Here is a 22,588-nt window from a genome sequence, read left to right on the forward strand (position 1 = left end):
GGCGTCTCAACGAGCGTCCGCGTAAGACGCTAAACTTTGACACACCCGCCCAGCGGTTCCATCAATCTGTTGCATCGACCGGTTGAATCCGCAGCCAGTAGCGGTCAGTCGGCGGTACCGCTCAAATCGTCGATAATTGCGTCCTCAGGATTGAAACTAGCCGTTGATATGCCTAAATCCGTTTCGAAAAAAAACGGTATTTCTACCACGCCGGACGCTACACGAAGGGGGGGGAAGAATGCATCGTGCCAAGTTTTCGCTTACTTTTGTCTGTCTGTATTTCGGTTTTATTGCCAGCGTCCTCGCGGATCAGTTTGATGGCTACATTCAGGCAAGCCAGCAGTTCGACGAGTGGGTCGAGAAAAACGGCACCTTGCCCCGCCTAACAGATGAACGAGCCGCTGCGATGCTCGCGACGCTATCTGATAATCGGCGCTTTCTCGACGGCATTACGTTCGACGACGCACAGCTACCAGCTTTGATGGACGTATGTGACAAAGCGAACCGAAAAGTCATGAGTTATATACTCTTCGATCTACGTAGCCATGTTGACAAGAGCATGCCCGCTGAAACTGTTCAGCAGGCAGTGCTCCGACTTGAGCAGCGGAACGTGCTGACTTACCAAGACGAATTGTCTGAACTGCAACCGTTTGAGATTCGCTGCATGGCGCGGCAAACACCACTGCTTGCGCGGTTTATCGAACGTCTGAAGCCAGATGAAATTACGCCTGTGCGGCTAAGGGGTCTCGAGCAGGGTCGGAAGGGAATCGATGGTTTTTTTCTTGGAACTTTAATCTCGGCGAATGACATTTCACTGAGCGAGCACTATCGGGTTAGCATGCTTAAAGCACTTGCTGAGACCGCTTCGCAATTCGCTCCGATCATGAAACAAGACGAGCGAAAGAAGCTAGAGCTGACGGCAAGAACTGCAAGCAATAGTGCACCAGAAGGTCTGAAGGGCTACATCGAGGCAATTGCGAAAAATCTAGCGCAATCAACCTGTGAAGGATTGTGTAGGTTCTGATTCGATTCGAAGGTCCGCTGTCGGGTAGCATCATATGATCGCTCCGGGTCGATCTGCGCCGGTCGCGCGTTGCACGGAAGCGGCCGGCCGCGTTCGGCCAGAAGCAGTCATTCGACGCCGTCGTCGAAATCGTCGACAATCGACCGCGCTCTTGTCACGATAGCGACAGATACCCAACACACAGGTCCGCGGCACAATGGCAAAACCTATCTTGGTCGTATTGCTAAAAAATCCATTTCCGGAAGCTTTTCGTTACGTCGAGACTTTGCTCAAACCGCTCGGATTTCTGCTTGCCAATCCTGGTAGCGAACAGATCACTCACTGGACCGATGATGGCCTGCAGATGGTGGTATCCCGAGCCGAGATTTTCGATGAAGGATCGACAGGTGGAATAAAGAACGTTCAGTTTTGGCTGTCCGACAGCGATGATCTATTGGTGTCCTGGATCGGTGCGGTGCCGGGATGGGAGTTTTCTTTTCATCTCAATGGTGTCACGCCAGAACTAAAGATCGCGCTGGCGACTGCTCTGTCTAGTGCGGTCCTTGTGGATTTGAAGCTGCAATACGTAGACGAGACTGCCTTGAGGATCGCTTTCGACTAACATTCCAGTCGAGAGTCCGATCCAGATCCTCTGGCTGGATCTAGCGACCGCTTCGAGAACATTCGAGTGGCTGTTCCGGGTCGAAATCACCCGTTCCACCAACCCGATAACCCAGGCCCCGAATGCCGCATTGCCCCCCAGGCCTTGCCGCACACCGCGCCAAGGCCTCCCGATCAACGTGTCAGAACGTGTAGCTGATCTTCCCGAACGCCGTCCGCCCAAGCGTGTTGTACCCGTACGCGGTCATATACTGCCGATCGAACAGATTCGACACCGTCGCCGACACGGTCAGGTGCGAATTGATCCGGTACGACGCGCGCAGCCCCACCGTCAGATACGAAGGCAGATAGGTCGAGTTCGCCGGATCGTCGAACGTCGTGCCGCCGTAAAGCAGCGACGCTCCGGTGCTCAACGCATGGAGGTGCAGTTCGTCCCACGTGTGATCGATGTTGAGGCTGACCGTCTGGCGCGGCCGGCGGTTGAGCCACGAGTCGTTGGTCTCGTCCTGCGGATTCAGGATCCCGACCGCGAGGCTTACCGGCGTCGAGCGGCCGATCGTCCCCTTGTACGACAGGTCGATCCCGCGGATATGCGCGCGGCCGATGTTGATCGGCGAGAACGTCGCAGGGTTGTACGCGATCAGGTTGCTGACGCGCGTGTCGTAGATCGCGGCCGTGAACGTGCCGTACGACGTGTTCGCATCGACCGCGGCCTCGACCGACGTGTTGCGTTCCGGGCTGAGATTCGGATTGCCGTAGCCGGGGTAGTACAGGTCGTTGAACGTCGGCAGCCGGAACGCATTGCCGTACGACACGCGCGCCGTGTACACCGGCGTGATCGCCCACGACAGCGCCGCATTGCCCGTATTCACCGATTGCCCGGCGATGATTTCATGACGTCCCGCTAGGAACATCGTCACGCTGCCGAGCGTCGCCGACTGATGCAGCGAGAACGCCGAATCGTTGCGCGTCGGCACGCCGTTCGGAATGTCGGTCGGCAGGAATGCCTGCTCACGCGTGAAGTCGTACGCGAGCTTGGTTTCGCCCGACAGCGGCAGCCCGAACAGATGGAACCCGCGCTCCTGATGCGTCAGCGACGTCGACGTGCTGATGCGCTGCGAATTGATCTGGTCGGTCGGGATGGTCGGATCGTTTGCGTAGATGAACCCGCGATCGTTCGAATACCCGAACGACTGGTCGAACTGCGTGTCCGGCGTGATGTCGAGATGGAACGCGATACCGGTCGTCAACTGATGATCGAGCTGGCGGTTGCCACCGCCGAGATTATCGAACGACAGATCGGACCGGTGATACAGCGCGAACGTCGAGATCGACCAGTTGTCGCGCGCGTAGCCGAGGCGCGCATCGAGATCCTGCGCGTGGTACGGGTTGCGGCCGTCCTCATGCCCGTACGCGAAAGGCCGCGTCGAGTCGATGCCGGCCGTGTTGTACGAGTGCAGGCCGAGCGAGTACGTGAGCCCGCCGAGCGCGGCGAGCGGCCCGGTCGACGGCACCGTGCCCGACGTGCGCAGCTGCGTGTCGAACGTCTTGTTCGACCCGCCGCCGAACGACACGGTGGTCTGGTTCGGCTGGTTGGCCGCGCGGCGGGTGAAGAGCTGCACGACGCCGCCCATGGCATTGGCGCCGAACGAAGCGGCGGCCGGCCCCGAGATCACTTCCACGCGTTCGAACGCTTCGGTCGGCAGATCCGCCCACGGCGCGATGCCGGTGGTCGACGAGCCGATCCGGATGCCGTCGATGAACACGGCGACCTGGCTGGCCGACGAGCCGCGGATGCTGACCGACGCGGATGAACCGGGCCCGCCGTTCTGCGAGACCGTCACGCCGGGCAGCGTTGCGAGCGCCTGCGTGATGCCCGGATCGCTCGGCGACAGCCGGTCGAGATCGGTGCGCGTGAGCACCTGGGTCGTCGCATAGCGCTGGTCGAACGACTCGGGCAGCCGACGCGTGTCGGTCACGTTGATCGTCGGCAGGTCGGCGCCTTCGGCGGCCGGGGGCGGTTGCGAGACCGCGGCGTCGCCGGCTGCGTGGGCGAGGGGCGAGAGGAGCGCGGTCGCGGCGGACGTGGCTAGGAGGTGTCGAATCTTCATCAGGCTGTGGCTGTTGTCGGGCTGCGCACGCGTCGATCGTGGGCGGACGGCGGGCAGCACCGGTTTTGTTATCGGTGATCGGGTTATCGCGCGACCGGGCCGGGCAGGCCGTTGTCGCGGGCATCGGCGCGGCACATGCCGGCGGACGCGATCGAGCGGGAACGGCGCGCGCGAGCAGGCGGGCCGTGCATGCCGGCGGCGTGCCGGTGCGACGCTTCCGGAGCGGAAGCGGATGCGGTAACGGTGGACATCGGGCGGATCCTGAGGTCGGGCCGTCCATGCAACGGGCACCGCCAAAGGCGGTGCTGGCGCATCGGGACACCCCGCCCGGTGCGGCTGCTTGGACCTCGGGTCGATGGCAGGTCTCCTGGCTCGCGGGTCCTGATTCGTGCCAGCCTTCCCGGTTTCCCAGTGGCATGCGGTGGCACGGATTCGCCGCTCACAGTTGCGGGGGCAGCCGCAGATTCGAGGCACGGCCTCTCCTGCGTTCCCTTTTGATCCCGTCTCCGGGAACCATCAGCGCGCAAGGGTAATGGCGTGCGCTCCGGTGCGTCAATTGCCCGGCCGCGCGGGGATGCGAAAAAACGTCACGACCGCGCAAAAATTTTCGAAATCCTTTCTTTTATGCGTCGGCGCCGTGATTCATGTCTGACGAAATGGGGGCGCTGCCATGCTGTCGCGCCTGAACCGGCTAGGCGCGACACCCGTCCACCTGACGAACGCGCGGCGAAACGCCTTCTCGCCGCCGAACCCGAGATGCGCGGCGATCCGCGCGACCGGCCAGTCCGACTCGCGCAGAAACCGTTGGGCGGCCTCGGCGAGGCATCGCTCCCGCAACGCGTGATAACCGGTGTGCTCGGCCACCAGCCGCCGCCGCAACGTTGCCTCGCTCACACCCAGCCACGCGGCCAGTTCGGCGAGTGCCGGCAACGCCTGCTCGTGTGCAAGCGCCGCATCGATCAGACGAAACGGAAAATCGACCAGAAACGCGTCGAGCTCGGCCGGCTGCCGGATCACGCGGCATTCGAGCCGCGCCGCGTCGAATGCGAAGCCGTAGGTCTTGCGGCCGACCTCGACCGGCGCATTGAACAGCCCGAGCAGCGGCATCGCGTCGGCCAGCGTAGCGCCGCTCAGCAGGCAGCGGCACATCAGGTCGACTTCGCACTTGCGCATCGGCGGGTGCCCGTTGCCGCGCGCGACCTGCGCCTCGAGGCGTTCGGTCGCGTCGCGGTACAGCGCGACGAAATCGCCCGGCGTCGTCGCCGGTTGCGGCGGCTGCGCACCGCGATGACCTATAGCCGGATGCCGAGCGACTCGGAAAGCGCGCGCTGTAGGTGCCGCGTTTCGAGCGTTTTCCGCTCGAACAGGCGGCCCGCGCGCTCGATCTCGTTCAAACGGGCGAGGCAAAAACCACGCGGGTCCTTCATGTTGCGGATATCGCCGGCTGAGCGGCCCGCGCGCCCATCACGGGAGACAACGATGACCGAAACCCGAGCCGGCGTACTGGCCGGCAAGTGCGCGCTCGTGACGGGCGCAAGCCGCGGCGTTGGCCGTGCGATTGCGCAGCGACTCGCATCCGAGGGCGCGACGGTCGTCGTGACGGCGCGCAGCAACGCGCGGTGCGTTCGCTCGACGGCCGCACGGTGCCGCCGCCGCCGGTAATTCCCGCGTATGCGCATCCCCACCTCGACCCGACAGGACTTTGATTGACATGACAAACTCGATTCGCTTCGACGGCGGCACGGCCGTGATCACCGGCGCGGCCAGCGGCATCGGCAGCGGGCTCGCACGCCACGCCGCCGGGCTCGGCATGCGCGTCGTGCTGGCCGATCTCGACCCGGCGAAGCTCGACGCATTCGCCGCGACGCTCGACACCGACGTCTTGTGCGTGCCGACCGACGTCAGCCGGCCGGAAGCCGTCGACGCGTTGGCGCAGGCCGCCTGGCAGCGCTTCGGCGGTGTCGACCTGCTGTTCAACAACGCTGGCGTGATGGCGACCGGTTTCACCTGGGAAATCACGCCGGAACGCTTCGAGCGCAGCTTCGCGATCAACGTTCACGGCGTGCTGAACGGGATCCGCAGCTTCGTGCCGCGGATGCTCGAGCGCAACGTGCCGGCGTGGGTCGTGAATACCGCGTCGGTCGGCGGGTTCCTGCCGAGCCCGCTGATGTCGCCTTACTCGGCGACGAAATTCGCGGTGGTCGCACTGACGGAATCGCTGTATGGAGAACTGAAGATGTTGGGCGCACCGGTCGGCGTGTCGTTGCTCGCGCCGGGCCCCGTGCAGTCGGGCATCTTCAACGACCCGTTCGGCGCGGCGCACGACCGGCCCGAAGTGCGCGGCTTCGTCGATACGATGCGCTCGATGCTGAACGCGCACGGGCTCACGCCCGACGCGTTCGCCGAGCGGGTGTTCGACGGTATTCGTGAAGGGCGCTACTGGCTGATTCCGCAACCGGAGACGATCGACGGCGCGCTGCAGCGGCGCACCGACGACATTCTCGCTTCACGCGATCCGTCGCTGCCGTCGTTCTGAGGGCCGGGCGCGGCAGCCGCGCCCGGCGCCCGCCTCACATGTGCGTGCCGGAATGCGTGCGGCCGCTCGGGTCGCCGCCGCGATCGGGCGGCGTATTGTTCTGATCGATTTTCGTGAGCACGAAGCCGGCGTGCGGCAACGCGGCGGGCGAGCGGTGCGTCGCCTGCGCAACGGCGTCGTGCGGCGACGCGGCGGGGAAACCGGATGACGTCACGCCCGGTTGAGCGAACGCCGAAAGGGAGGCAGCCGCGAGGGCGGCGGCGACGATCGCATGCGATTTCATGGTGGCTCCTTCACGACTGACTACGGGACAACCTAATCAGTCTAGGGCGCGAAACTTAACGCGGCGTGAAGGCGTGATGCGGCGCGCATGACGGGATGTTCATGCGCGCCGCGACGCTCATGCCGGCGCCGACACCAATGCGCAGAAGTTCTCGAGATCGACGTTGCCGCCGCTGATCACCACGCCCACGCGCTTGCCCTGCAGCGCGTCCTTCATCCGTCGCACCGCGGCGAACGACAGGCAGCCGGTCGGCTCGACCACAATCTTCATACGAGTGGCGAAGAAGCGCATGCAGTCGACCAGTTCCGCATCCGTCGCGGTCAGGATGTCGTCGACGTCGCGTCGGATGATCGGGAACGTCAGGTTGCCGAGGTGCTGCGTCTGCGCGCCGTCGGCAATCGTGTGCGGCGTGTCGATATGCACGATCGCGCCGGACCGGAACGATTGCTGGCCGTCGTTGCCGGCTTCCGGCTCGACGCCGTACAGCGCCGCGTGCGGCGACAGCGCGCGTGTGGCGAGCGCGGTGCCCGACAGCAGCCCGCCGCCGCCGAGCGGCACGAATACCGCATCGAGCGGGCCGACTTCGTCGAACAGTTCCTTGGCCGCCGTGCCCTGGCCGGCGATCACGTCCGGGTGGTCGTAGGGCGGGATCAGCGTGAGTCCGTGCTGCGCGGCGAGATCGCGCCCGATCTGTTCGCGATCCTCGGTATAGCGGTCGTAGGTCACGACCTTGCCGCCGTAGCCGCGCGTCGCGGCCATCTTCGCGGCCGGCGCATCCTGCGGCATCACGATCGTCGCGGGAATGCCGAGCATGCGCGCCGACAGCGCGATCGCCTGCGCATGGTTGCCGGACGAGAAGGCGACGACGCCGTTGCGGCGCTGCTCCGCGTCGAAACGCGACAGCGCGTTGAACGCGCCGCGGAACTTGAATGCGCCCATGCGCTGCAGGTTCTCGCACTTGAAGAACACCTGCGCGCCGAGCGCCTCGTCGATCGTCCGCGACGTCATCACCGGCGTGCGGTGCGCATGGCCTTCGAGCCGGGCCGCGGCGGCGGCAACGTCGTCGTAGGTGGGGAGAGTCGGAGAGTTCATGGAGTGCCCGGTGGTCGTAGGAATCGGTCAGCAGGAAAGCCGCGCGGGTATCGCGCGTGGGTCATTTCGCATCGTTGTAGACGGTCGCGCGCGAGACGCCGAGATGCTGCGACACGATCTCCATCGCGCGGCGTACCTCGAGGAAACCGTCGGCCTTCAGTGTCTGCATCAGCTCGCGGCGCTGGTCGGTCTTCAGTTCGCGCGGCGTCGTCGCGAGACGCATCGCGAATGCGTCGATGCGTTGCCGGATCGCATCCGCACCGGCGGGGTCCAGCGTTTCCGCAACCGCTTCGCCGTCGGTGCTGCAGAACTGGTTCAGCATGCCCTGGAAACCGCGGAACAGCGTGACGTCGGCATTCAGGCACAGCGCGGCCACGTAGCGGCCGGTCGAATCCTTGATGCCGATCGACGTGCTTTTCGCGGTGCGGCCGTCGGCGAAGCGGTTCGGGTAGTTCGCGAGCACCGGCGGGAAATCTTCGTCCGCGATGCGGGCGAGGCCGAGCTCGGTCGCGGGATCGCCGATTGCGCGCCCCGACAGGTTGTTGTGGATCGCGAGGATCGCGTGCTTCGGCGTGCGCAGGTCGTGAACCACGACCTCGGTGAACGGCGCGAACATCGCGCCGAGCCCTTCGGCAATGCGCTGCACCTGTTCGATCAGCGATGCCTGCTCGGACGGCACGCGTTTCCGGGTGGAGGTCATGATGGTTTCGCGGTCAAGGTTTCGGATCGATGCGACGGCTTCGGGAAAGGCACAACCGGCGTGCTATTCGCCTTCCGTGGCTTCCGGCCGCGTGATGTCGGCGAGCAGCGGCTGCGCGATCCGCACATAGTCGGCCGCGTCGAGCACGACGGAGCGGTCGAGGCGGCCGGCGTTGAAAGCGATCTCGGTGTTGCGTTCGACCAGTGCGGGATCGACGACGAGCGTCACGCCGGGGGCGAACACGAACGGCGGCACGGCGCCCATCACGCAGCGCGTGACGGCGGCCGCGAGGTCAGGCGACGCGAGTGTTGCCTTGCGGCGGCCGACCGCATCGGCGACCTTGCGGAAATCGATCTTCAGGTGGCCGGGAATGACCGCGAGCGCGGTGGCGTCGCCGCCATCCTTGAATGCGCACAGCATCGCCTTCGCGCCCTGTTCGGGGCGTGTGCCGCGCAGCGCGGCGATCGCGTCGGATTTCCCTTCGGCCGGATGCTCCAGCACACGGAACCGCGCGCCGGACGTGTTCAGCAGATCGCAAAGCGTGTCGAAAACGGAGTAGTCGCTCATGTCGTTCCAGGCAGGTGGGGCCGGGGGATCGCGGCGCGCCGGGGCGGGGGCTTCGGCGAGTCGGTCGATGGAATGTCCAAGTATAGACGTTTTGTCATGACGCGGTAAAGAGAGGCGCGGAGAGAGACGGTCATCAACGGTCAGTCGACGTCGCCGCACAGGTCGTCGACAATGGCGATCGGCCAGATCCGCGGCCCGGACGAGGCTGGCTTGAAACCGGTTGGAAAGATGGATCGACGAGGAATACGCGAACAATGTTGACCAACATGCAGGAAAAATGCCGAGACGATTCATTCTCGGGGCAGCGATATCCAGGCGTCAGAAGCAGGAAGAAACGTCACTTTTACGGACAGGCGATGCTGGCGCTCATACTGGCATTTTTTGCCAATTGCACATTCGCCGCGGGCGATGTGAGCGACCTGGACCAGCAAGCTGCGTTGCGTACGCTGATGGGCAACGATCCCGCGCCGGCCGACAGCATCAAGGGTGTCGCGCTGTCGCCATGGGCGCATGGGCCGGCGGCTGCAGGGCCGCTGTGGGTCGTGGCCGCCTTGGTCCAGCGCTCGACCGACGACGTCGACGCGGCGCTGTGGACAGGTGTCCTGACTCGCGACGGGCAAGGTTTCCACCTGCTCGCGAGCGATCGAAGCGAGCGCGTCGATACGTCACCGATGTTGTGGAGCGCGTTCCTGACGATGGACGTGATTCCCTACCGAATCAGCGCGCAGGAAACCGCGTTTGGCGTTCGTTTCAACAACAACTACACATCGACCTCGCATAGCGACACGAACGAGATACTGAGCCTGTATCGCTATGCCGATGCTCGCGTGACGCCCATCTTCACTGCGTTGACCGACTGGTGGACCTATGACAAGGACGGGGCGGCGGAGTGCGTCGCGGCGAAGGCCGGGAAAGGCAAGGATCAGGGCGACGCAGCGCAGGAGGCGTGTGATGCGGAAAACACGCAGCAGGTTCATTACGTGCTGTCGTTCAGCCCTCACATGACCAACGGGCATTACGACCTCGTCGTGCGTCCGAAGGGCAAGGCCGCGTCGGGCAAGTCCGCGCGGTTTACCTGGAACGAGAAGACGTATCGGCCGCGTCGATTCGCCGGCGACTGACACTGAAGGTCGGCTGCGCGTGGGCCCGGTATCGACGGTCTCATGCACTTTGGCAATGGTTTTTCATCAGCGAGATCCCCTACAAACCATGCAGACGGAAATCGAAGCGCCGGGCCCCGCTGGCCCGCTGAAAGGCACGCTGTTGTCCCCGGATACCGGCGACGCCCCGGTGGTGCTGATCGTGCCGGGCTCGGGCCCGACCGACAGGAACGGCAACGCGCCGAACTGGGTCCAGGCGTCGACCTACCGGTTGCTCGCGGAAGGATTGCTCGAGGCAGGCATCGCGTCGGTTCGAATCGACAAGCGCGGCATGTACGGCAGCGCGTCGGCGGTACCGGATGCCGATGACGTCACGATCGACGACTACGCGGCCGACGTCCGTGCGTGGGTAGCGGCCATCCGGGCGCGGACGGGGGCGCCCGGCGTATGGGTGTTGGGGCATAGCGAGGGCGGGTTGGCGGCATTGCTGGCTGCTCGGCAATCGGCCGACATCACCGGCCTGATCCTGGTTTCCACGGCGGGGCGGCCGCTCGTGCACGTACTGCGGCAACAACTGCAATCGAACCCGGCCAATGCGCCGATCCTGGAAAATGCACGATCGATCCTCGCATCCCTGGAAGCCGGGAAACGCGTGGACGCGACCCGCATCGATCCAGCACTCATGCCGTTGTTCAGGCCGCAAGTCCAGCGTTTCCTGATGAGTGAATTGACCGTCGATCCGGCGGCCGTGCTGGCGGATTACACGAAGCCGGTGCTCATCGTGCAGGGCGCGCGGGATATCCAGGTTGCCGTGCAGGACGCGGAACGTCTGAAGCAGGCCAATCCACGAGCCGAAATGGCGCTGATCGCCGACGCCAATCACGCCCTCAAGACGGTCCGCACCGCGGATCTGCACGAAAACCTCGCTGCGTACTCGAACCCGGATCTGCCACTCGCGGATGGCGTGGTGGCTGCGGTTTCAACGTTTGTGACCGGATCGACCGTGACTCGGCGCCGGGATTCGTGCGAAACCGGTTTGTCCGGCGAGGCGGCCTGACAGTGCCGGATGACGTCGAACGTCCATCGTCCGTAACGGTGGGTGGATGCATGAGTCAACTCCGGGCGGCGGCGGGCCATGGGCGCTCGCTCGGCCGTGGATGAAAGCGGGAGAACGAGCATGACAAACCTGATTCGATTCCGTATCCGGCCAGTCTTCCACGGCAGCGATCTTCTGGTCGAGATCCTGGACGACCATCGCGCTGCCGATTTTCCGAATGTCGCGGCGATTCTGCGGGATGCCCTGCAAGCCGTCAGGGTTGCGCATCCGGACGGCCTCGACGAACCCGCAGTCACCTTGTCCCAGGACCGCTTTTTCAGCTATTGGACCTATGCACGGGGCGCGTACGAAATAGACGACGATCTCTGGGGGCTGTTCGTGACCGCGACGCTCGACAATGTGTTGATCGTCGCGGACATCGAAAACGCACTTCTGTCGACGGGAAAGTTCGTCAAGGAAGACGTGGATTTCGGCAAGTTCGCGTGAACCGACCGCGCCACGCGATTGCCCGAACCCACCCTCGAACAGCCTTCACCACATACTGACTCGTCGGTACGACGTCGATCTTGTCGAAATCGATGAAGCGCCCGCAACTGTCCATCATCTCCGCCACATTCCGCTGGAATTTCTCGTCATCGCCGACCGCGTCGAAGAACGTGTGCGGATCGGTCATCGCCGCAGCGGGAAAGCATTCCTCGACGATCGCGTCGTAGCCGGGTGCCGCATGCGTGAGCGCGCGCACGACCACGTTCTGCACGTACAAGAAATTGTCCTGCGTATCGATCGCGACGCGCGTGTGATGCCCGTGCCACACGTCGAGCCACGCTTCGTGCGTCAGCCGCGGCGGCCGCTTCAGGAACGCGAGCTGCGAAAAGCCCGTCGTGCGCTCGCCGGGCCGCGCCGGAAAGCGTGTATTCGGAATCGGCTGCGACTCGGTGACGAGATACGCGGCCATGTGCGGGACCACCGCGCGCACCGCATCGTCGAACCGCTGGCGGAACATCGCGTTCGCGCTATCGATCCACACCGCGACGATCCCGTCGATGCCCGGGTGCGTGTTGGTCTGTTTCAGGCCGGCAGCCGGCGCCACATCGGCATCGGCGACGTTCACCTGCACGCCTTGCGCGCCGAGCGACAACAGCGTGTCGGCGAGTTGCGCACGCACCGTGCGGCTCCACTGATCGGGCGCGGCCTGCGCGTCGCGCCACAACACGTAAATGACTTTCTCCATTGCTTCGGCTCCAGGGGGAATGACGGGATCGGCGGCGGTGCCGCCGGGGTTCAGGAAGCGGTGGCGATCGCGCCAGGCGCACCATGTGAATCCGGCGCAAACCGGTTCGCGGTCAGTGTGAACGACGGCGGGATCGGCGACGTGACGGTTTCGAACAGGCGCTCGTGGCGCGTCGCGTGAATGCGCCATCCGTCAGCGCGTTTCACGTACTGGTCGTCGTAAAACGCGGTGCCGTGCAGCAAGTAGTCATCCTCGAGATTGATCGCATGATCCTCGAGAAACCACACGCCGCACGCGTGATCGGCCGAGACCAGCGTGAGCTCCGGATGGTGGCCGTGATGCATCGTCAGGAAGGTCGGCTTGCCGATCAGCGCGCGCAGGCTCGACACGAACGCGTCGCGGCCGTCGTACGCATAGCGGCCACCGTACAGCCGCGCCTCGCAGTCTTCGGTCAGGCAATCGGCGAGCAGCGCCCAGTCGTGCGTGTCGACCGCGCGGAAATACCGGTACTTCAACTGTCGGATCTGCTCGTACTCATGGAGCGTGCGGGTCGTGTCGTCCATCGCCGGGTCTCGTGGTGGTGTCGTTCGATGGTAGGAACGAAGCCGCTTGCATCACATCGTCTGTTCGGACGAACGCCGTTGCCGCACCTGAACGGCGCTGCCGAAACGAATCACGGATTTCGTCCGAACGGGTGATGGCCGGTGCATCGCACGGCGGTAACGTGGCATCGACGCGGCGTTCGAACCGCGCGGCACCGAACAAGGAGACAGGATGACCCTCATCGAATCGCTGGAAGCGCGTGTGCGCCGGCTCGAGGACGCCGACGCGATCCGCCGGCTGAAGGCGCGCTACTTCACGTGCTGCGATCGCAAGGATCCGCAAGGGATGCGCGATTGCTTCGCGCCGGGCCCCGTGCATATCGACTACGGCCGGATCGGCACGTTCGACACACGCGACGCGCTCGTCGACGTGTTCGTGCAACTCGGCTGCCATCCGCACATCGTCGAGATGCATCACGGCGTCAATCCCGAGATCGACGTGCTCGACGCGACACATGCACGCGGCACGTGGGGCCTGCACTACCAGATGATCGACACGAACGCGCGCACGCTCACGCAGCTCGGCGCGTACTACGACGATGCATACAGGAAGGTCGACGGCGAATGGCGGATCGCGGGCACGCGCTGCGTCGTCACGTCGACGCTGTCGGCCCGTTACGAAGGCGATGCGCCCGGCGTGCTGTTCGCCGGCGCGCAGCCGCCGGCCGCCTGACGCACGTCAGCGCCACGCAGGTGGCGCACATTCCACAGGAGACATCGAACATGACACAGAACCACGATGCGCCGGTTGCCGTCGTGACGGGCGCATCGCGCGGCGCGGGCAAGGGCATCGCGCGTGCGCTTGGCGCGGCCGGCATGACCGTCTATGTAACGGGCCGCTCGCAGAACGAAGGCGACGCGCCGCTGCCCGGCACGATTCACGAGACCGCACGCGAGATCGATGCGCTCGGCGGTCGCGGGATCGCGGTGGCCTGCGACCACGCGGACGACGCGCAGGTGAAGGCGCTGTTCGAGCGTGTCGAACGCGACAGCGGGCGGCTCGACATTCTCGTCAACAACGCGACTTGCCTGCACGATCAGCTGATCCTGCCGGGCCCGTTCTGGGAAAAGTCGCTCGACCTCGTCAACATCCTCGATGTCGGGCTGCGCTCGGCCTATGTCGCGAGCTGGCACGCGGCGCGGCTGATGGCGCAACGCCGCAGCGGGCTGATCGCGTTCACGTCGTCGTTCGGTGCGAGCTGCTACATGCACGGCGCGGCTTACGGCGCCCAGAAGTCCGGCGTCGACAAGTTCGCGAAGGACATGGCCGTCGACCTGAAGCCGTTCGACGTCGCGGCCGTGTCGATCTGGATGGGTCCGCTGCGCACCGAGCGCACGACGCGCGTGTGGGAGGCACACCCGGATCTGTACAAGGAATTCTCGCTCGTCGCGGAAAGCCCCGAGTTCACGGGCCGCGTGATTCACGCGATTCACGGCGATCCGCAGCGCATGGCGCTGTCGGGGCAGGTGCTCGTCGGCGCGGAAGCCGCGCTGCGGTACGGCATCGCCGATCTCGACGGCAAGCAGCCGCCGTCGTACCGCGAACTGCTCGGCGGGCCCGTGCAGGCGCATCCGGCGATCGTCGCCTGAGGCGCGCGCATGGACATCCTGAAAGGCAAGGTCGCGCTCGTGACGGGCGCGGGGCAGGGCGTCGGCCAGGGCGTCGCGCAGGCGCTCGCAGCGGAAGGCGCGCAGGTCGCGGTGGTCGGTCGTACCCGCGACAAGCTGCTCGCGACCTGCGAGACGATCCGCGCGCGCGGCGGCGTGGCCGAGCCGTTCGTGTGCGACGTGATGGACGCGACGCAGATCGAGCAGTGCGTCGACAGCGTCGTCGCGCGGTTGGGTGGCGTGCAGATCCTGATCAACAACGCGCAGGTCGTGCCGCTCGGCCGCCTGCTCGACGTGACCGACGCGGATTTCCTGGCGGGGCTCGAATCGGGGCCGATCGCGACGCTGCGAATGATGCGCGCGTGCCATCCGTATCTGAAGGGCGACGGCGTGATCGTCAATTTCGCTTCGTCGGCCGCGGTGCGCTGGGATGCGTCCGGCTACGGCGCGTACGCGGCGACCAAGGAGGCGATTCGTGCGCTGACGCGCGCGGCGGCGTGCGAATGGGGCGTGGACGGCATCCGCGTGAACGCGGTCGCGCCGCATGCGTTGTCGCCGGGCCTGAAAGGCTGGATCGACGCCAATCCGCAGGAAGCCGCCGCGTTCTTCCGCACGATTCCGCTCGGCCGCGTCGGCGACTGCGAGCAGGACATCGGGCGCGCGATCGTGTTCCTGGCGAGCCGCGACGCCGCATACCTGACGGGCGCGACGCTGCCGCTCGACGGCGGGCAGGCTTACTGGGGCTGACGGCGGGGGCTGACGGCATGCGGCGTTCGCCGCATGCCAATCATGAACCGGCGAGCACGCGCCCGTATGCGCGCGGCAGCCGGCAAACCTGATTCGAACGGAGGACGACATGGGTCGACTGGAAGGAAAGGTAGCGATCGTCACGGGCGGTGCGCGTGGCATGGGCGCGGCGACGTGCAGGCTGTTCGTCGCGGAGGGCGCGCGCGTCGTGATCGGCGATGTGCTCGACGCGGAAGGCGAAGCGCTCGCGCGCGAGCTTGGCGACGCGGCGCGCTTCATGCGGCTCGACGTCGCCGACGAAGCGAGCTGGGTGCGCGTGACCGAAGCGACGATGGAGCAGTTCGGCCGTATCGACGTACTGGTCAACAATGCAGCCGTGCTGACGTTCGGCGGCATCACCGAACTGTCGAAGCGCGATTTCGAGCGCGCGGTGTCGATCAACCTCGTCGGGACGTTCGTCGGAATCCGAACCATCGCGCCGCGCATGATCGCGCAGAGGAGCGGGTCGATCGTCAACATCTCGTCGGTGGACGGGTTGCGCGGGGTGAACGCACTGGCCGCGTACGTGTCGAGCAAGTGGGGCGTGCGCGGGCTGACGAAGGTCGCGGCGCTCGAACTCGGCCATCAGGGCGTGCGCGTGAATTCGATTCATCCGGGCGGCGTGAACACCGCGATGTCGAACCCGACCGGCGCGCCGCTCGAGGACATCAACAAGCACTATGCGAACGTGCCGCTGCAGCGCGTCGGCCTGCCCGACGAAATCGCGCGTGCGACGCTGTTCCTCGCGAGCGACGAAGCGTCGTACTGCAACGGTGCCGAGCTGGCCGTCGACGGCGGGATGGCGGCAGGCGCGTATTACCCCGGATTGCCTGGCGCGCCGTTTTGAGCAGGGGTGCCTGCCGAGCCTTCACGTCAGATGTTTGTGTACGCAACCTAATTCAGGGTTTGCCTGAGTAGCGAAAACGTGAATTCGCACGGCCCGTGTCCGCGTTGGCTTCACGCGGGAGCGGCGCGCCAGATTTGCCGCTCCCGCGAAACCGTTGGCGGACGGCCGTCCTGGCCGTTTCGTCCCCAAAGCGCGCGCAAAGACGCTGTAAAAAGAACGCACAGGCAACCGGCGTGCCCGCTCGCCGGCAGCGTTGTTTCTTGTTGCAACGCAACGTCTGCCGAATAACGGCGATGGTATGCTGGCCGTCATGACGTTGTACGGCAGGTTGCTTGTATGGCGAAACTCGCGTTCGCAATTACTAAAGAGACATCACCTTCTCTCGCATGCATCGCGGTATCGACGCGCGCTCCGCTCGCGCGTCCCGTCCTGCGCGCCGCCGCACCCTGCGCCCCAATCGCATACCCCATCTCGCGGGCTCGCCCCGCAACCCCCATCCCCGCCCAATAATCTGGAGACATCCTCATGTCGCAAAACACTTTGGCCGAAGCAACACACGGCCCGCTCATCGCTCCGCCGGCTTTCGTCAAACATCGCAAGCTGATCGACTGGGTGTCGCGCATCGCGGCGCTGACCGAGCCCGAGCGCGTCGTGTGGTGTGACGGTTCGCAGGAAGAAAACGATGCGCTGTGCCAGGCGATGGTCGACCAGGGCACGCTCACGCGCCTGAACCCGGCGAAGCGCCCGAACTCGTATCTCGCGCAATCCGATCCGTCCGACGTCGCGCGCGTCGAGGATCGCACGTTCATCTGCGCGGCATCGCGCGACGACGTCGGCCCGACCAACAACTGGATCGAACCCGCCGAAATGCGCGAGACGCTCAACGGCCTGTTCCGCGGCTCGATGCGTGGCCGCACGCTGTACGTCGTGCCGTTTTCGATGGGCCCGCTCGGCTCGCCGATCGCCCACGTCGGCGTCGAACTGTCCGACAGCCCGTACGTCGTCGTGAACATGCGGATCATGACGCGCATGGGCCGTGAGGTGTACGACGTGCTTGGCGAGGACGGCGAGTTCGTGCCGTGCGTGCACAGCGTCGGCCATCCGCTCGAAGCCGGCCAGCAGGACGTGCCGTGGCCGTGCAACCCGGTCAAGTACATCGTGCATTTCCCCGAAACGCGCGAGATCTGGAGCTTCGGCTCGGGCTACGGCGGCAACGCGCTGCTCGGCAAGAAGTGTTTCGCGCTGCGTATCGCGTCGACGATGGGCCGCGACCAGGGCTGGCTCGCCGAGCACATGCTGATCCTCGGCGTGACGTCGCCGGCGGGCAAGAAGTATCACGTCGCGGCTGCGTTCCCGTCCGCGTGCGGCAAGACCAACTTCGCGATGCTGATTCCGCCGCAGGGCTTCAACGGCTGGAAGGTCACGACGATCGGCGACGACATCGCGTGGCTGAAGCCGGGCCGCGACGGCCGGCTGTATGCGATCAACCCGGAAGCCGGCTTCTTCGGCGTCGCACCGGGCACCGGCGTGAAGACCAACCCGAACGCGATTTCGACACTCACCGAAAACGTGATCTTCACGAACGTCGCGCTGACGGAAGACGGCGACGTGTGGTGGGAAGGGCTGACCGACACGCCACCCGCAAAACTGACCGACTGGCAGGGCAACCCGTGGACGCCGGAAATCGGCAAGGAAACAGGCCGCAAGGCGGCGCATCCGAATTCGCGCTTCACGGCGCCGGCCGCGCAGTGCCCGTCGATCGACGCTGACTGGGAGAACCCGGCCGGCGTGCCGATCGACGCGTTCATCTTCGGCGGCCGCCGTTCGACGACCGTGCCGCTGGTGACCGAGGCGCGCGACTGGGTCGAAGGCGTGTACATGGCCGCGACGATGGGCTCGGAGACGACCGCCGCGGCGGTCGGTCAGCAGGGCATCGTGCGTCGCGATCCGTTCGCGATGCTGCCGTTCTGCGGCTACAACGTCAGCGATTATTTCGCGCACTGGCTCAAACTCGGCAAGCAACTCGAAGGCGCGGGCGCGAAACTGCCGAAGATCTATTGCGTGAACTGGTTCCGCAAGGATGCGAACGGCAAGTTCGTGTGGCCGGGCTTCGGCGAGAACATGCGCGTGCTGAAGTGGATGCTCGATCGTCTCGAAGGCACGGGTGGCGGCGGCGAGCATGCGTTCGGCGTGTCGCCGGCGTATGAGGACCTGCACTGGGACGGCCTCGATTTCACGCGCGAGCAGTTCGAGGCGGTGACGTCGATGAACGCCGACGAATGGCGCGAGGAACTGAAGCTTCATGCGGCGCTGTTCGAGATGCTGAAGCTGCGCCTGCCAGCCGAAATGACCGACACGATGAAGAAGATCGAGCAGCGCATCGGCGCCTGACGGTTCGCATCGACGTCGTACCCTGACGTCCCGCCGCCGGCATTCATGACCGGCGGCGGGACGTTTTTGCATCCGCTGCGCGCGTGCGACGTTCGCTCATTGCGCGCGGCAATGCGCGACGACTTCGTCCACCGCGCGCTGCACGTCGCCGCGCCGGTAGCGCAGCAGCGCGCTGTCGGCCGGATCGGGCTCGTACGACACGACGTTGCCGCGCCCCGTGTAGATCGCGATGTCGGGCAGCAGCGGATGCTCCTGGTCGAGCGACGGCACGTGCTGCGGATTGCCGGCCGCGCGGAAGAACGCCGCGAAATAGTCGGCGAAGCTGAGGTTCTCGTCGCCGACGAGGTAGGCCTTGCCCGCTTCGGCGCGCTGCAGCGCCCCCCAGATTGCTTCCGACAGCGATTGCGTCGAGATGAAGTTGCTGCCGCCGGCCGGCCCGAACACGGGCAGCCCCGCGAACTGGCCCTGCGCATAGCCGGTGTAGGCGGCGAACATCGCGTTGCGCAGCCCCGGTACCGATCCGACCACGAACGGCGCATTGACGCTGCAGACGGCGAACGACGGCGCCGCGAGCGCGCGTACGCGTTCGTCGGCGAGATGGCGCGAGCGGACGTACGGCACCGTATCGACGAGCGCAGGCGCGACCTGCGGATAGAAACTGCCGACCAGCACCGCACGCTTCACGCCCGCGTCGCGTGCGAGCGCGAAGAAGCGCGGCACCGCGTCGACGTTCGCGCGTTCCCAGTGCGCGGCTTCGTCGGTGCCGGGCGGCAGGTGGCGGATGTCGTTGCCCGCCGCGAACACCACCGCGTCGAACGGCGCAAGGTCGTCGCGCGTGAAATTGCCGGCCACGTAGTCGCGCAGCAGCACGTCGAACTGCGCGAGTGCGCTGTCGGGCGCGGGCGGCTTGCGCGCGGCGAGCGTGACGTGGTTGCCCTGCGCGTGCAGGTGCAGCGCGGCATGGCCGCCGATGAGGCCGGTGCCGCCGACGATCAGGATCTTCATGGAGTCTCCGTGGCGGCGCCACTGCGCCGCGTGAAATGAACAGGCGAGCGGTGCCGCTCAGAAGTTGAAGCCGTTGCCCGTGACGACGGGCAGGTTGGTCCAGAAGCCGTTTGGGTCGCGATACCAGCCGGCCGCCGCGAGCGCGCCGCCGTCGACATGCAGCGTCGTGCCGGTGACCCATGCGGCGAGCGGGCTCGCGAGGAACAGCGCGGCGCCCGCGATATCGCCGGCCGCGCCGAAGCGCCCGAGCGGGATCCAGCGCGGGATGTGCTCGCGATGCTCGGCCGCGACCATTGCGCTGACGGGCACCTGCGGCGTCTCGGTGGTTTCGGGAGCGATCTGGTTCACGCGAATGCCGGCCGGCCCGAGCTCGAGGGCGAGGCTCTTCGTGAAGCCGGTCAGCGCGGCCTTGAACGACGCGTACACGGTGCAGTTCGGAATCGCGCGGAAACCTTCGATCGACGACACGCCGACGATGCTGCTGCCCGCACCGCGCTTGCGCAGCAACGGCAGCATCGCGCGCGTGACGATGAACGCCTGGCGCAGGTTCACGTCGAACAGCCGCGCGATGTCGTCGTCGGTGCAGTCGTCGAACGGTTTCGCGATCTGCAGGAAATCGCCCACGTTGTTGACGAGCACGTCGAGGCCGTCGAAACGTGCATCGACGGTTCGCGCGAACGCATCGACCTCGTCGCGGCGCGTGACGTCCACGGTGCCGACGAGCGCATCGACGCCCGCCGCTTCGAGCGCGCGACGCACGTCCTGCGCGCGGGCCGGATCGATCTCGGCCACCGCGACGCGCGCGCCGGCCGCGCCGAACGCTTCCGCGCACGCGCGGCCGATGCCCGCGCCGCCGCCGGTGATCAACACGGTCTTGCCGGTGAATGAAATCATCGATGGACTCCTTTGAACGGGAAGGGGGTGCGTCGCGTCACAGCGACGACACCAGTTGCGCGTTGTCGATCCGCAGCTCCGCGCCGTTCACGAAGCGCGATTCGTCGGACGCGAGGAACAGCACGAGATTCGCGACGTCCTGCGGGTCGCACATGCGCGCCATCGGGTCGCTGCCGATGCCGAGCGCGGCCGGGTCGAGATCGGGCATCAGCGCCTGCGTCATCGGTGTCCAGATCCCGTCCGGATGGATCGAGTTGCAGCGGATCCGGTAGCCGCTGCGCTTGCAGTGCACGGCGACGCTGCGCGCGAGCGCCGTCACCGCGCCTTTCGACCCGGTGTACGCGCACATCATCGGCAACCCGCCGAGTGCGGCGACCGACGACATCATCACGATCGAGCCCGGCGTGTCGTTGCCCTTCATCGCGCCGATCGCATGCTTGCAGCCGAGGAAATAGCCATCGGCGTTGGTGCGCATCACGCGCCGCCACGTGTCGAGGCTCGTGTCCTCGATCGACCCGACCGGGCAGATCGCCGCGTTGTTGACGAGCACGTCGAGACGGCCGAAGCGGTCGAGCGCCGACGCGATCGCATGCTGCCAATCTTCTTCAGCGGCAATGTCGTGGCGGACGAACAGTGCCGCGTCGCCGATCTCGCGCGCGAGCGCGCGGCCTGCGTCCTCGTCGATGTCGGTCAGCACGACACGCGCGCCTTCGGCGGCGAGCAGCAGCGCATCCGCGCGGCCGACGCCGCTTGCCGCGCCGGTGACCAGTGCAACCTTGTTTGCGACTCGATTCATGGGCAGTCGAATTCCTTTGACGTTGAAAGCAGGGAGGTGCTCATGCGGCGCCCGTCGACGGGTGCAGGGTTGCGCATCGTTCAGCCCTCCAGCGGCAGGTCTTGTGCCCAGTCGACGTGCAGCGTGCGCGCGGTGAAGCGCCACGCGACGCCGTCGAACACGCAGCGGTCGCGATAGCGCAGCCCCCAGTCGAGCTTGCGTTTCACGCCGTCGCGCACGTAGACGTGGCATGCGACGCCATAGGTCTCGACGTCGGCCTCGCCGCCGTCGAATGTGATGAGCTGGTTGTGCATGTGATGCTGGGTCGCTTCGTAGCGCTCGATCACGCGCATGCCCGCGACGATCGCGTCGCGGTCGTCGAAGCGAAAGCCGGGGCCGGCCAGGGTTGCATCGGAGGTGAAGAGCGTGGTGAGTCGTGGCCAGTCGCGCCGGTCGACGGCTTGCGCGTAGCGGCACGCAAGTTCGTACAGCGCGTGGCGGGGATTGGAATCGGTCATGCGTTGGTTCCCGTGGAAGGACGGAGCGCGCCGGCCGCGCGAGGTGGGCCGACGCGGCGGCATTGCGACGTCGACGGCAGGTTCGCACCGGGCAGGCCGGGATTCATCATCCATACGGAGCAGGGCGAGGGTCGGGGAAAACACCGGGGCCGGCCGCGCGGGTCACATGAGGGGGTATGGATGGTGCGGCGCAGCGCCCGTGCACGGCATGCGTCTGACGATTCGTGCGGCCGGCTGCGACAGGCGCGCGACGGGTCGCGTTCATCCACGTGGGCGAAGCCGAAGCGTGCGATGTTGCGATGCGTCAGGCCGCGCATCGCCTGCTCGGCGTTTGCCCCTAGTCGAAACGGACGATGGCCGGCGGCCGGGCGCTGGCTACCGTGCAGTCATCCGGCGCCGCATGCGATGCGCGCCGGACACGAACCGCATCAGCGGACCACCGGAGGGGACGACGATCATGAGACTGACGACTCGCAAGCTATGCGTATTGGCGATGGGCACGTTCGCTGTCATGGCGATGGCGCGATACGGCGCCGATCAGGTCCCGTCGCCGCCGTATGCAGCCGGCATCCTGCAATGCCGCTCGGTCGACGCGAACGGCCTGCCGACCGGTTGCGTGCCGATCGATCCGTCGCATTTCGGTTTCGCCGCGATGCGCGGCATGTGACGCCGGTGCCGCCGCGCGCCGTGCAGCGCGGAAGCCGTGGCGGCGCGATGGCGTACGGACGCCTTTCGCGATGACCACGGTGGATTCGCCGCGCGCCGATCCCGCTTCACGCGGTCCGACTTCATCCGGGCACGAGACGGTGGGCGTCTTGCACGCGCGCCGTCTCATGCACGCCTCGACAACGGGGCATCACG

General features: G+C 65.9%; 25 protein-coding genes, 2 pseudogenes and 1 riboswitch. Of the genes and pseudogenes, 13 read left to right on the forward strand and 14 right to left on the reverse strand.

The window, feature by feature from the left end; genetic code table 11:
• The first annotated feature begins 238 nt into the window (after window positions 1-238).
• On the forward strand, window positions 239-1,024 hold the full coding sequence (locus HWX39_RS24660) for a hypothetical protein (RefSeq protein ID WP_175970424.1): 786 nt from the start codon (window positions 239-241) through the stop codon (window positions 1,022-1,024).
• A 196-nt stretch (window positions 1,025-1,220) separates the two neighbouring features.
• Window positions 1,221-1,625, forward strand: coding sequence for a hypothetical protein (locus HWX39_RS24665; RefSeq protein WP_175970425.1), 405 nt, complete (start codon window positions 1,221-1,223; stop codon window positions 1,623-1,625).
• Window positions 1,626-1,806: 181 nt separating this feature from the next.
• On the opposite strand, the gene HWX39_RS24670 is transcribed toward HWX39_RS24665, so the two are convergent.
• From HWX39_RS24670 to HWX39_RS24685, 4 genes and pseudogenes are all read right to left on the reverse strand, one after another.
• On the reverse strand, window positions 1,807-3,735 hold the full coding sequence (locus HWX39_RS24670) for a TonB-dependent receptor (protein ID WP_175970426.1): 1,929 nt from the start codon (window positions 3,733-3,735) through the stop codon (window positions 1,807-1,809).
• 83 nt (window positions 3,736-3,818) lie between these two features.
• Complete coding sequence (locus tag HWX39_RS24675) at window positions 3,819-3,986, reverse strand: hypothetical protein (RefSeq protein WP_175970427.1); 168 nt, start codon at window positions 3,984-3,986, stop codon at window positions 3,819-3,821.
• An 88-nt stretch (window positions 3,987-4,074) separates the two neighbouring features.
• Window positions 4,075-4,268: riboswitch (cobalamin riboswitch) on the reverse strand.
• A gap of 109 nt (window positions 4,269-4,377) precedes the next feature.
• Window positions 4,378-4,992 (reverse strand): annotated as a pseudogene (locus tag HWX39_RS24680) (helix-turn-helix domain-containing protein); the annotation flags it as partial.
• A gap of 35 nt (window positions 4,993-5,027) precedes the next feature.
• Window positions 5,028-5,249 carry a hypothetical protein gene (locus HWX39_RS24685; protein ID WP_175970423.1) on the reverse strand — a complete coding sequence of 74 codons (222 nt, stop codon included), beginning with the start codon at window positions 5,247-5,249 and terminating at the stop codon, window positions 5,028-5,030.
• Here HWX39_RS24685 and HWX39_RS24690 point away from each other — a divergent pair.
• Window positions 5,215-5,352, forward strand: a pseudogene (locus HWX39_RS24690) (SDR family NAD(P)-dependent oxidoreductase); the annotation flags it as partial. The gene HWX39_RS24685 and the pseudogene HWX39_RS24690 sit on opposite strands and share 35 nt — an antisense overlap.
• 94 nt (window positions 5,353-5,446) lie before the next feature.
• A complete protein-coding gene (locus HWX39_RS24695; RefSeq protein WP_175970428.1) occupies window positions 5,447-6,271 on the forward strand; it encodes an SDR family NAD(P)-dependent oxidoreductase in 825 nt (274 codons plus the stop codon).
• A 34-nt stretch (window positions 6,272-6,305) separates the two neighbouring features.
• Here HWX39_RS24695 and HWX39_RS24700 read toward each other — a convergent pair whose 3' ends face one another.
• From HWX39_RS24700 to HWX39_RS24715, 4 genes are all read right to left on the reverse strand, one after another.
• Complete coding sequence (locus tag HWX39_RS24700; protein ID WP_175970429.1) at window positions 6,306-6,554, reverse strand: hypothetical protein; 249 nt, start codon at window positions 6,552-6,554, stop codon at window positions 6,306-6,308.
• Between the two features lie 117 nt (window positions 6,555-6,671).
• Window positions 6,672-7,646 carry a threo-3-hydroxy-L-aspartate ammonia-lyase gene (locus HWX39_RS24705; RefSeq protein WP_175970430.1) on the reverse strand — a complete coding sequence of 325 codons (975 nt, stop codon included), beginning with the start codon at window positions 7,644-7,646 and terminating at the stop codon, window positions 6,672-6,674.
• Between the two features lie 61 nt (window positions 7,647-7,707).
• Window positions 7,708-8,346: a helix-turn-helix transcriptional regulator gene (locus tag HWX39_RS24710; RefSeq protein ID WP_175970431.1), complete on the reverse strand. Its 639-nt coding sequence runs from the start codon at window positions 8,344-8,346 to the stop codon at window positions 7,708-7,710.
• A gap of 63 nt (window positions 8,347-8,409) precedes the next feature.
• Window positions 8,410-8,913 (reverse strand): YbaK/prolyl-tRNA synthetase associated domain-containing protein, encoded by a 504-nt coding sequence (locus HWX39_RS24715; RefSeq protein WP_175970432.1) that lies wholly within the window; start codon window positions 8,911-8,913, stop codon window positions 8,410-8,412.
• 254 nt (window positions 8,914-9,167) lie between these two features.
• On the opposite strand from HWX39_RS24715, the gene HWX39_RS24720 reads away from it, so the two are divergent.
• The 3 genes from HWX39_RS24720 to HWX39_RS24730 all read left to right on the forward strand — a co-directional run bounded on the left by HWX39_RS24720 (window position 9,168) and on the right by HWX39_RS24730 (window position 11,556).
• Window positions 9,168-10,034, forward strand: coding sequence for a hypothetical protein (locus HWX39_RS24720; protein ID WP_175970433.1), 867 nt, complete (start codon window positions 9,168-9,170; stop codon window positions 10,032-10,034).
• Between the two features lie 88 nt (window positions 10,035-10,122).
• The gene (locus HWX39_RS24725) at window positions 10,123-11,070 is read left to right on the forward strand and encodes an alpha/beta fold hydrolase (RefSeq protein WP_175970434.1); all 948 of its coding nucleotides are present in this window, start codon (window positions 10,123-10,125) and stop codon (window positions 11,068-11,070) included.
• Window positions 11,071-11,190: 120 nt separating this feature from the next.
• Window positions 11,191-11,556: a hypothetical protein gene (locus HWX39_RS24730; RefSeq protein WP_175970435.1), complete on the forward strand. Its 366-nt coding sequence runs from the start codon at window positions 11,191-11,193 to the stop codon at window positions 11,554-11,556.
• Here HWX39_RS24730 and HWX39_RS24735 read toward each other — a convergent pair.
• Both HWX39_RS24735 and HWX39_RS24740 read right to left on the reverse strand, forming a co-directional pair.
• Window positions 11,522-12,301, reverse strand: a complete 780-nt coding sequence (locus HWX39_RS24735) for an EthD domain-containing protein (RefSeq protein ID WP_244135093.1) — start codon at window positions 12,299-12,301, stop codon at window positions 11,522-11,524. The two genes, HWX39_RS24730 and HWX39_RS24735, sit on opposite strands and share 35 nt — an antisense overlap.
• Before the next feature lie 50 nt (window positions 12,302-12,351).
• Window positions 12,352-12,864 (reverse strand): nuclear transport factor 2 family protein, encoded by a 513-nt coding sequence (locus HWX39_RS24740; protein WP_175970436.1) that lies wholly within the window; start codon window positions 12,862-12,864, stop codon window positions 12,352-12,354.
• A 211-nt stretch (window positions 12,865-13,075) separates the two neighbouring features.
• On the opposite strand from HWX39_RS24740, the gene HWX39_RS24745 reads away from it, so the two are divergent.
• The 5 genes from HWX39_RS24745 to HWX39_RS24765 all read left to right on the forward strand — a co-directional run bounded on the left by HWX39_RS24745 (window position 13,076) and on the right by HWX39_RS24765 (window position 18,535).
• Entirely contained in the window at window positions 13,076-13,576 is a 501-nt protein-coding gene (locus tag HWX39_RS24745) for a nuclear transport factor 2 family protein (RefSeq protein WP_175970437.1), read from the forward strand.
• Window positions 13,577-13,626: 50 nt separating this feature from the next.
• Window positions 13,627-14,493: an SDR family NAD(P)-dependent oxidoreductase gene (locus HWX39_RS24750; protein ID WP_175970438.1), complete on the forward strand. Its 867-nt coding sequence runs from the start codon at window positions 13,627-13,629 to the stop codon at window positions 14,491-14,493.
• Window positions 14,494-14,502: 9 nt separating this feature from the next.
• Window positions 14,503-15,258 (forward strand): SDR family oxidoreductase, encoded by a 756-nt coding sequence (locus HWX39_RS24755; protein ID WP_175970439.1) that lies wholly within the window; start codon window positions 14,503-14,505, stop codon window positions 15,256-15,258.
• 109 nt (window positions 15,259-15,367) lie between these two features.
• A complete protein-coding gene (locus HWX39_RS24760) occupies window positions 15,368-16,144 on the forward strand; it encodes a glucose 1-dehydrogenase (RefSeq protein WP_175970440.1) in 777 nt (258 codons plus the stop codon).
• 525 nt (window positions 16,145-16,669) lie between these two features.
• Window positions 16,670-18,535 carry a phosphoenolpyruvate carboxykinase (GTP) gene (locus HWX39_RS24765; protein WP_175970441.1) on the forward strand — a complete coding sequence of 622 codons (1,866 nt, stop codon included), beginning with the start codon at window positions 16,670-16,672 and terminating at the stop codon, window positions 18,533-18,535.
• Window positions 18,536-18,631: 96 nt separating this feature from the next.
• Here the strand turns inward: HWX39_RS24765 and HWX39_RS24770 are convergent, their stop codons facing one another.
• The 4 genes from HWX39_RS24770 to HWX39_RS24785 form a co-directional block, all read right to left on the reverse strand.
• The gene (locus HWX39_RS24770) at window positions 18,632-19,540 is read right to left on the reverse strand and encodes an NAD-dependent epimerase/dehydratase family protein (RefSeq protein WP_175970442.1); all 909 of its coding nucleotides are present in this window, start codon (window positions 19,538-19,540) and stop codon (window positions 18,632-18,634) included.
• Window positions 19,541-19,597: 57 nt separating this feature from the next.
• Window positions 19,598-20,434: an SDR family NAD(P)-dependent oxidoreductase gene (locus tag HWX39_RS24775; protein WP_175970443.1), complete on the reverse strand. Its 837-nt coding sequence runs from the start codon at window positions 20,432-20,434 to the stop codon at window positions 19,598-19,600.
• A 37-nt stretch (window positions 20,435-20,471) separates the two neighbouring features.
• The gene (locus tag HWX39_RS24780; RefSeq protein ID WP_175970444.1) at window positions 20,472-21,230 is read right to left on the reverse strand and encodes an SDR family oxidoreductase; all 759 of its coding nucleotides are present in this window, start codon (window positions 21,228-21,230) and stop codon (window positions 20,472-20,474) included.
• An 80-nt stretch (window positions 21,231-21,310) separates the two neighbouring features.
• Window positions 21,311-21,727: a nuclear transport factor 2 family protein gene (locus HWX39_RS24785; RefSeq protein WP_175970445.1), complete on the reverse strand. Its 417-nt coding sequence runs from the start codon at window positions 21,725-21,727 to the stop codon at window positions 21,311-21,313.
• A 457-nt stretch (window positions 21,728-22,184) separates the two neighbouring features.
• Between HWX39_RS24785 and HWX39_RS24790 the strand changes: the two genes are divergently transcribed.
• Window positions 22,185-22,394, forward strand: a complete 210-nt coding sequence (locus tag HWX39_RS24790; protein WP_175970446.1) for a hypothetical protein — start codon at window positions 22,185-22,187, stop codon at window positions 22,392-22,394.
• The last annotated feature ends 194 nt before the right edge of the window (window positions 22,395-22,588 follow it).

It is taken from the genome of Burkholderia sp. BCC0322 (assembly GCF_902833045.1).
Lineage (GTDB): Bacteria > Pseudomonadota > Gammaproteobacteria > Burkholderiales > Burkholderiaceae > Burkholderia.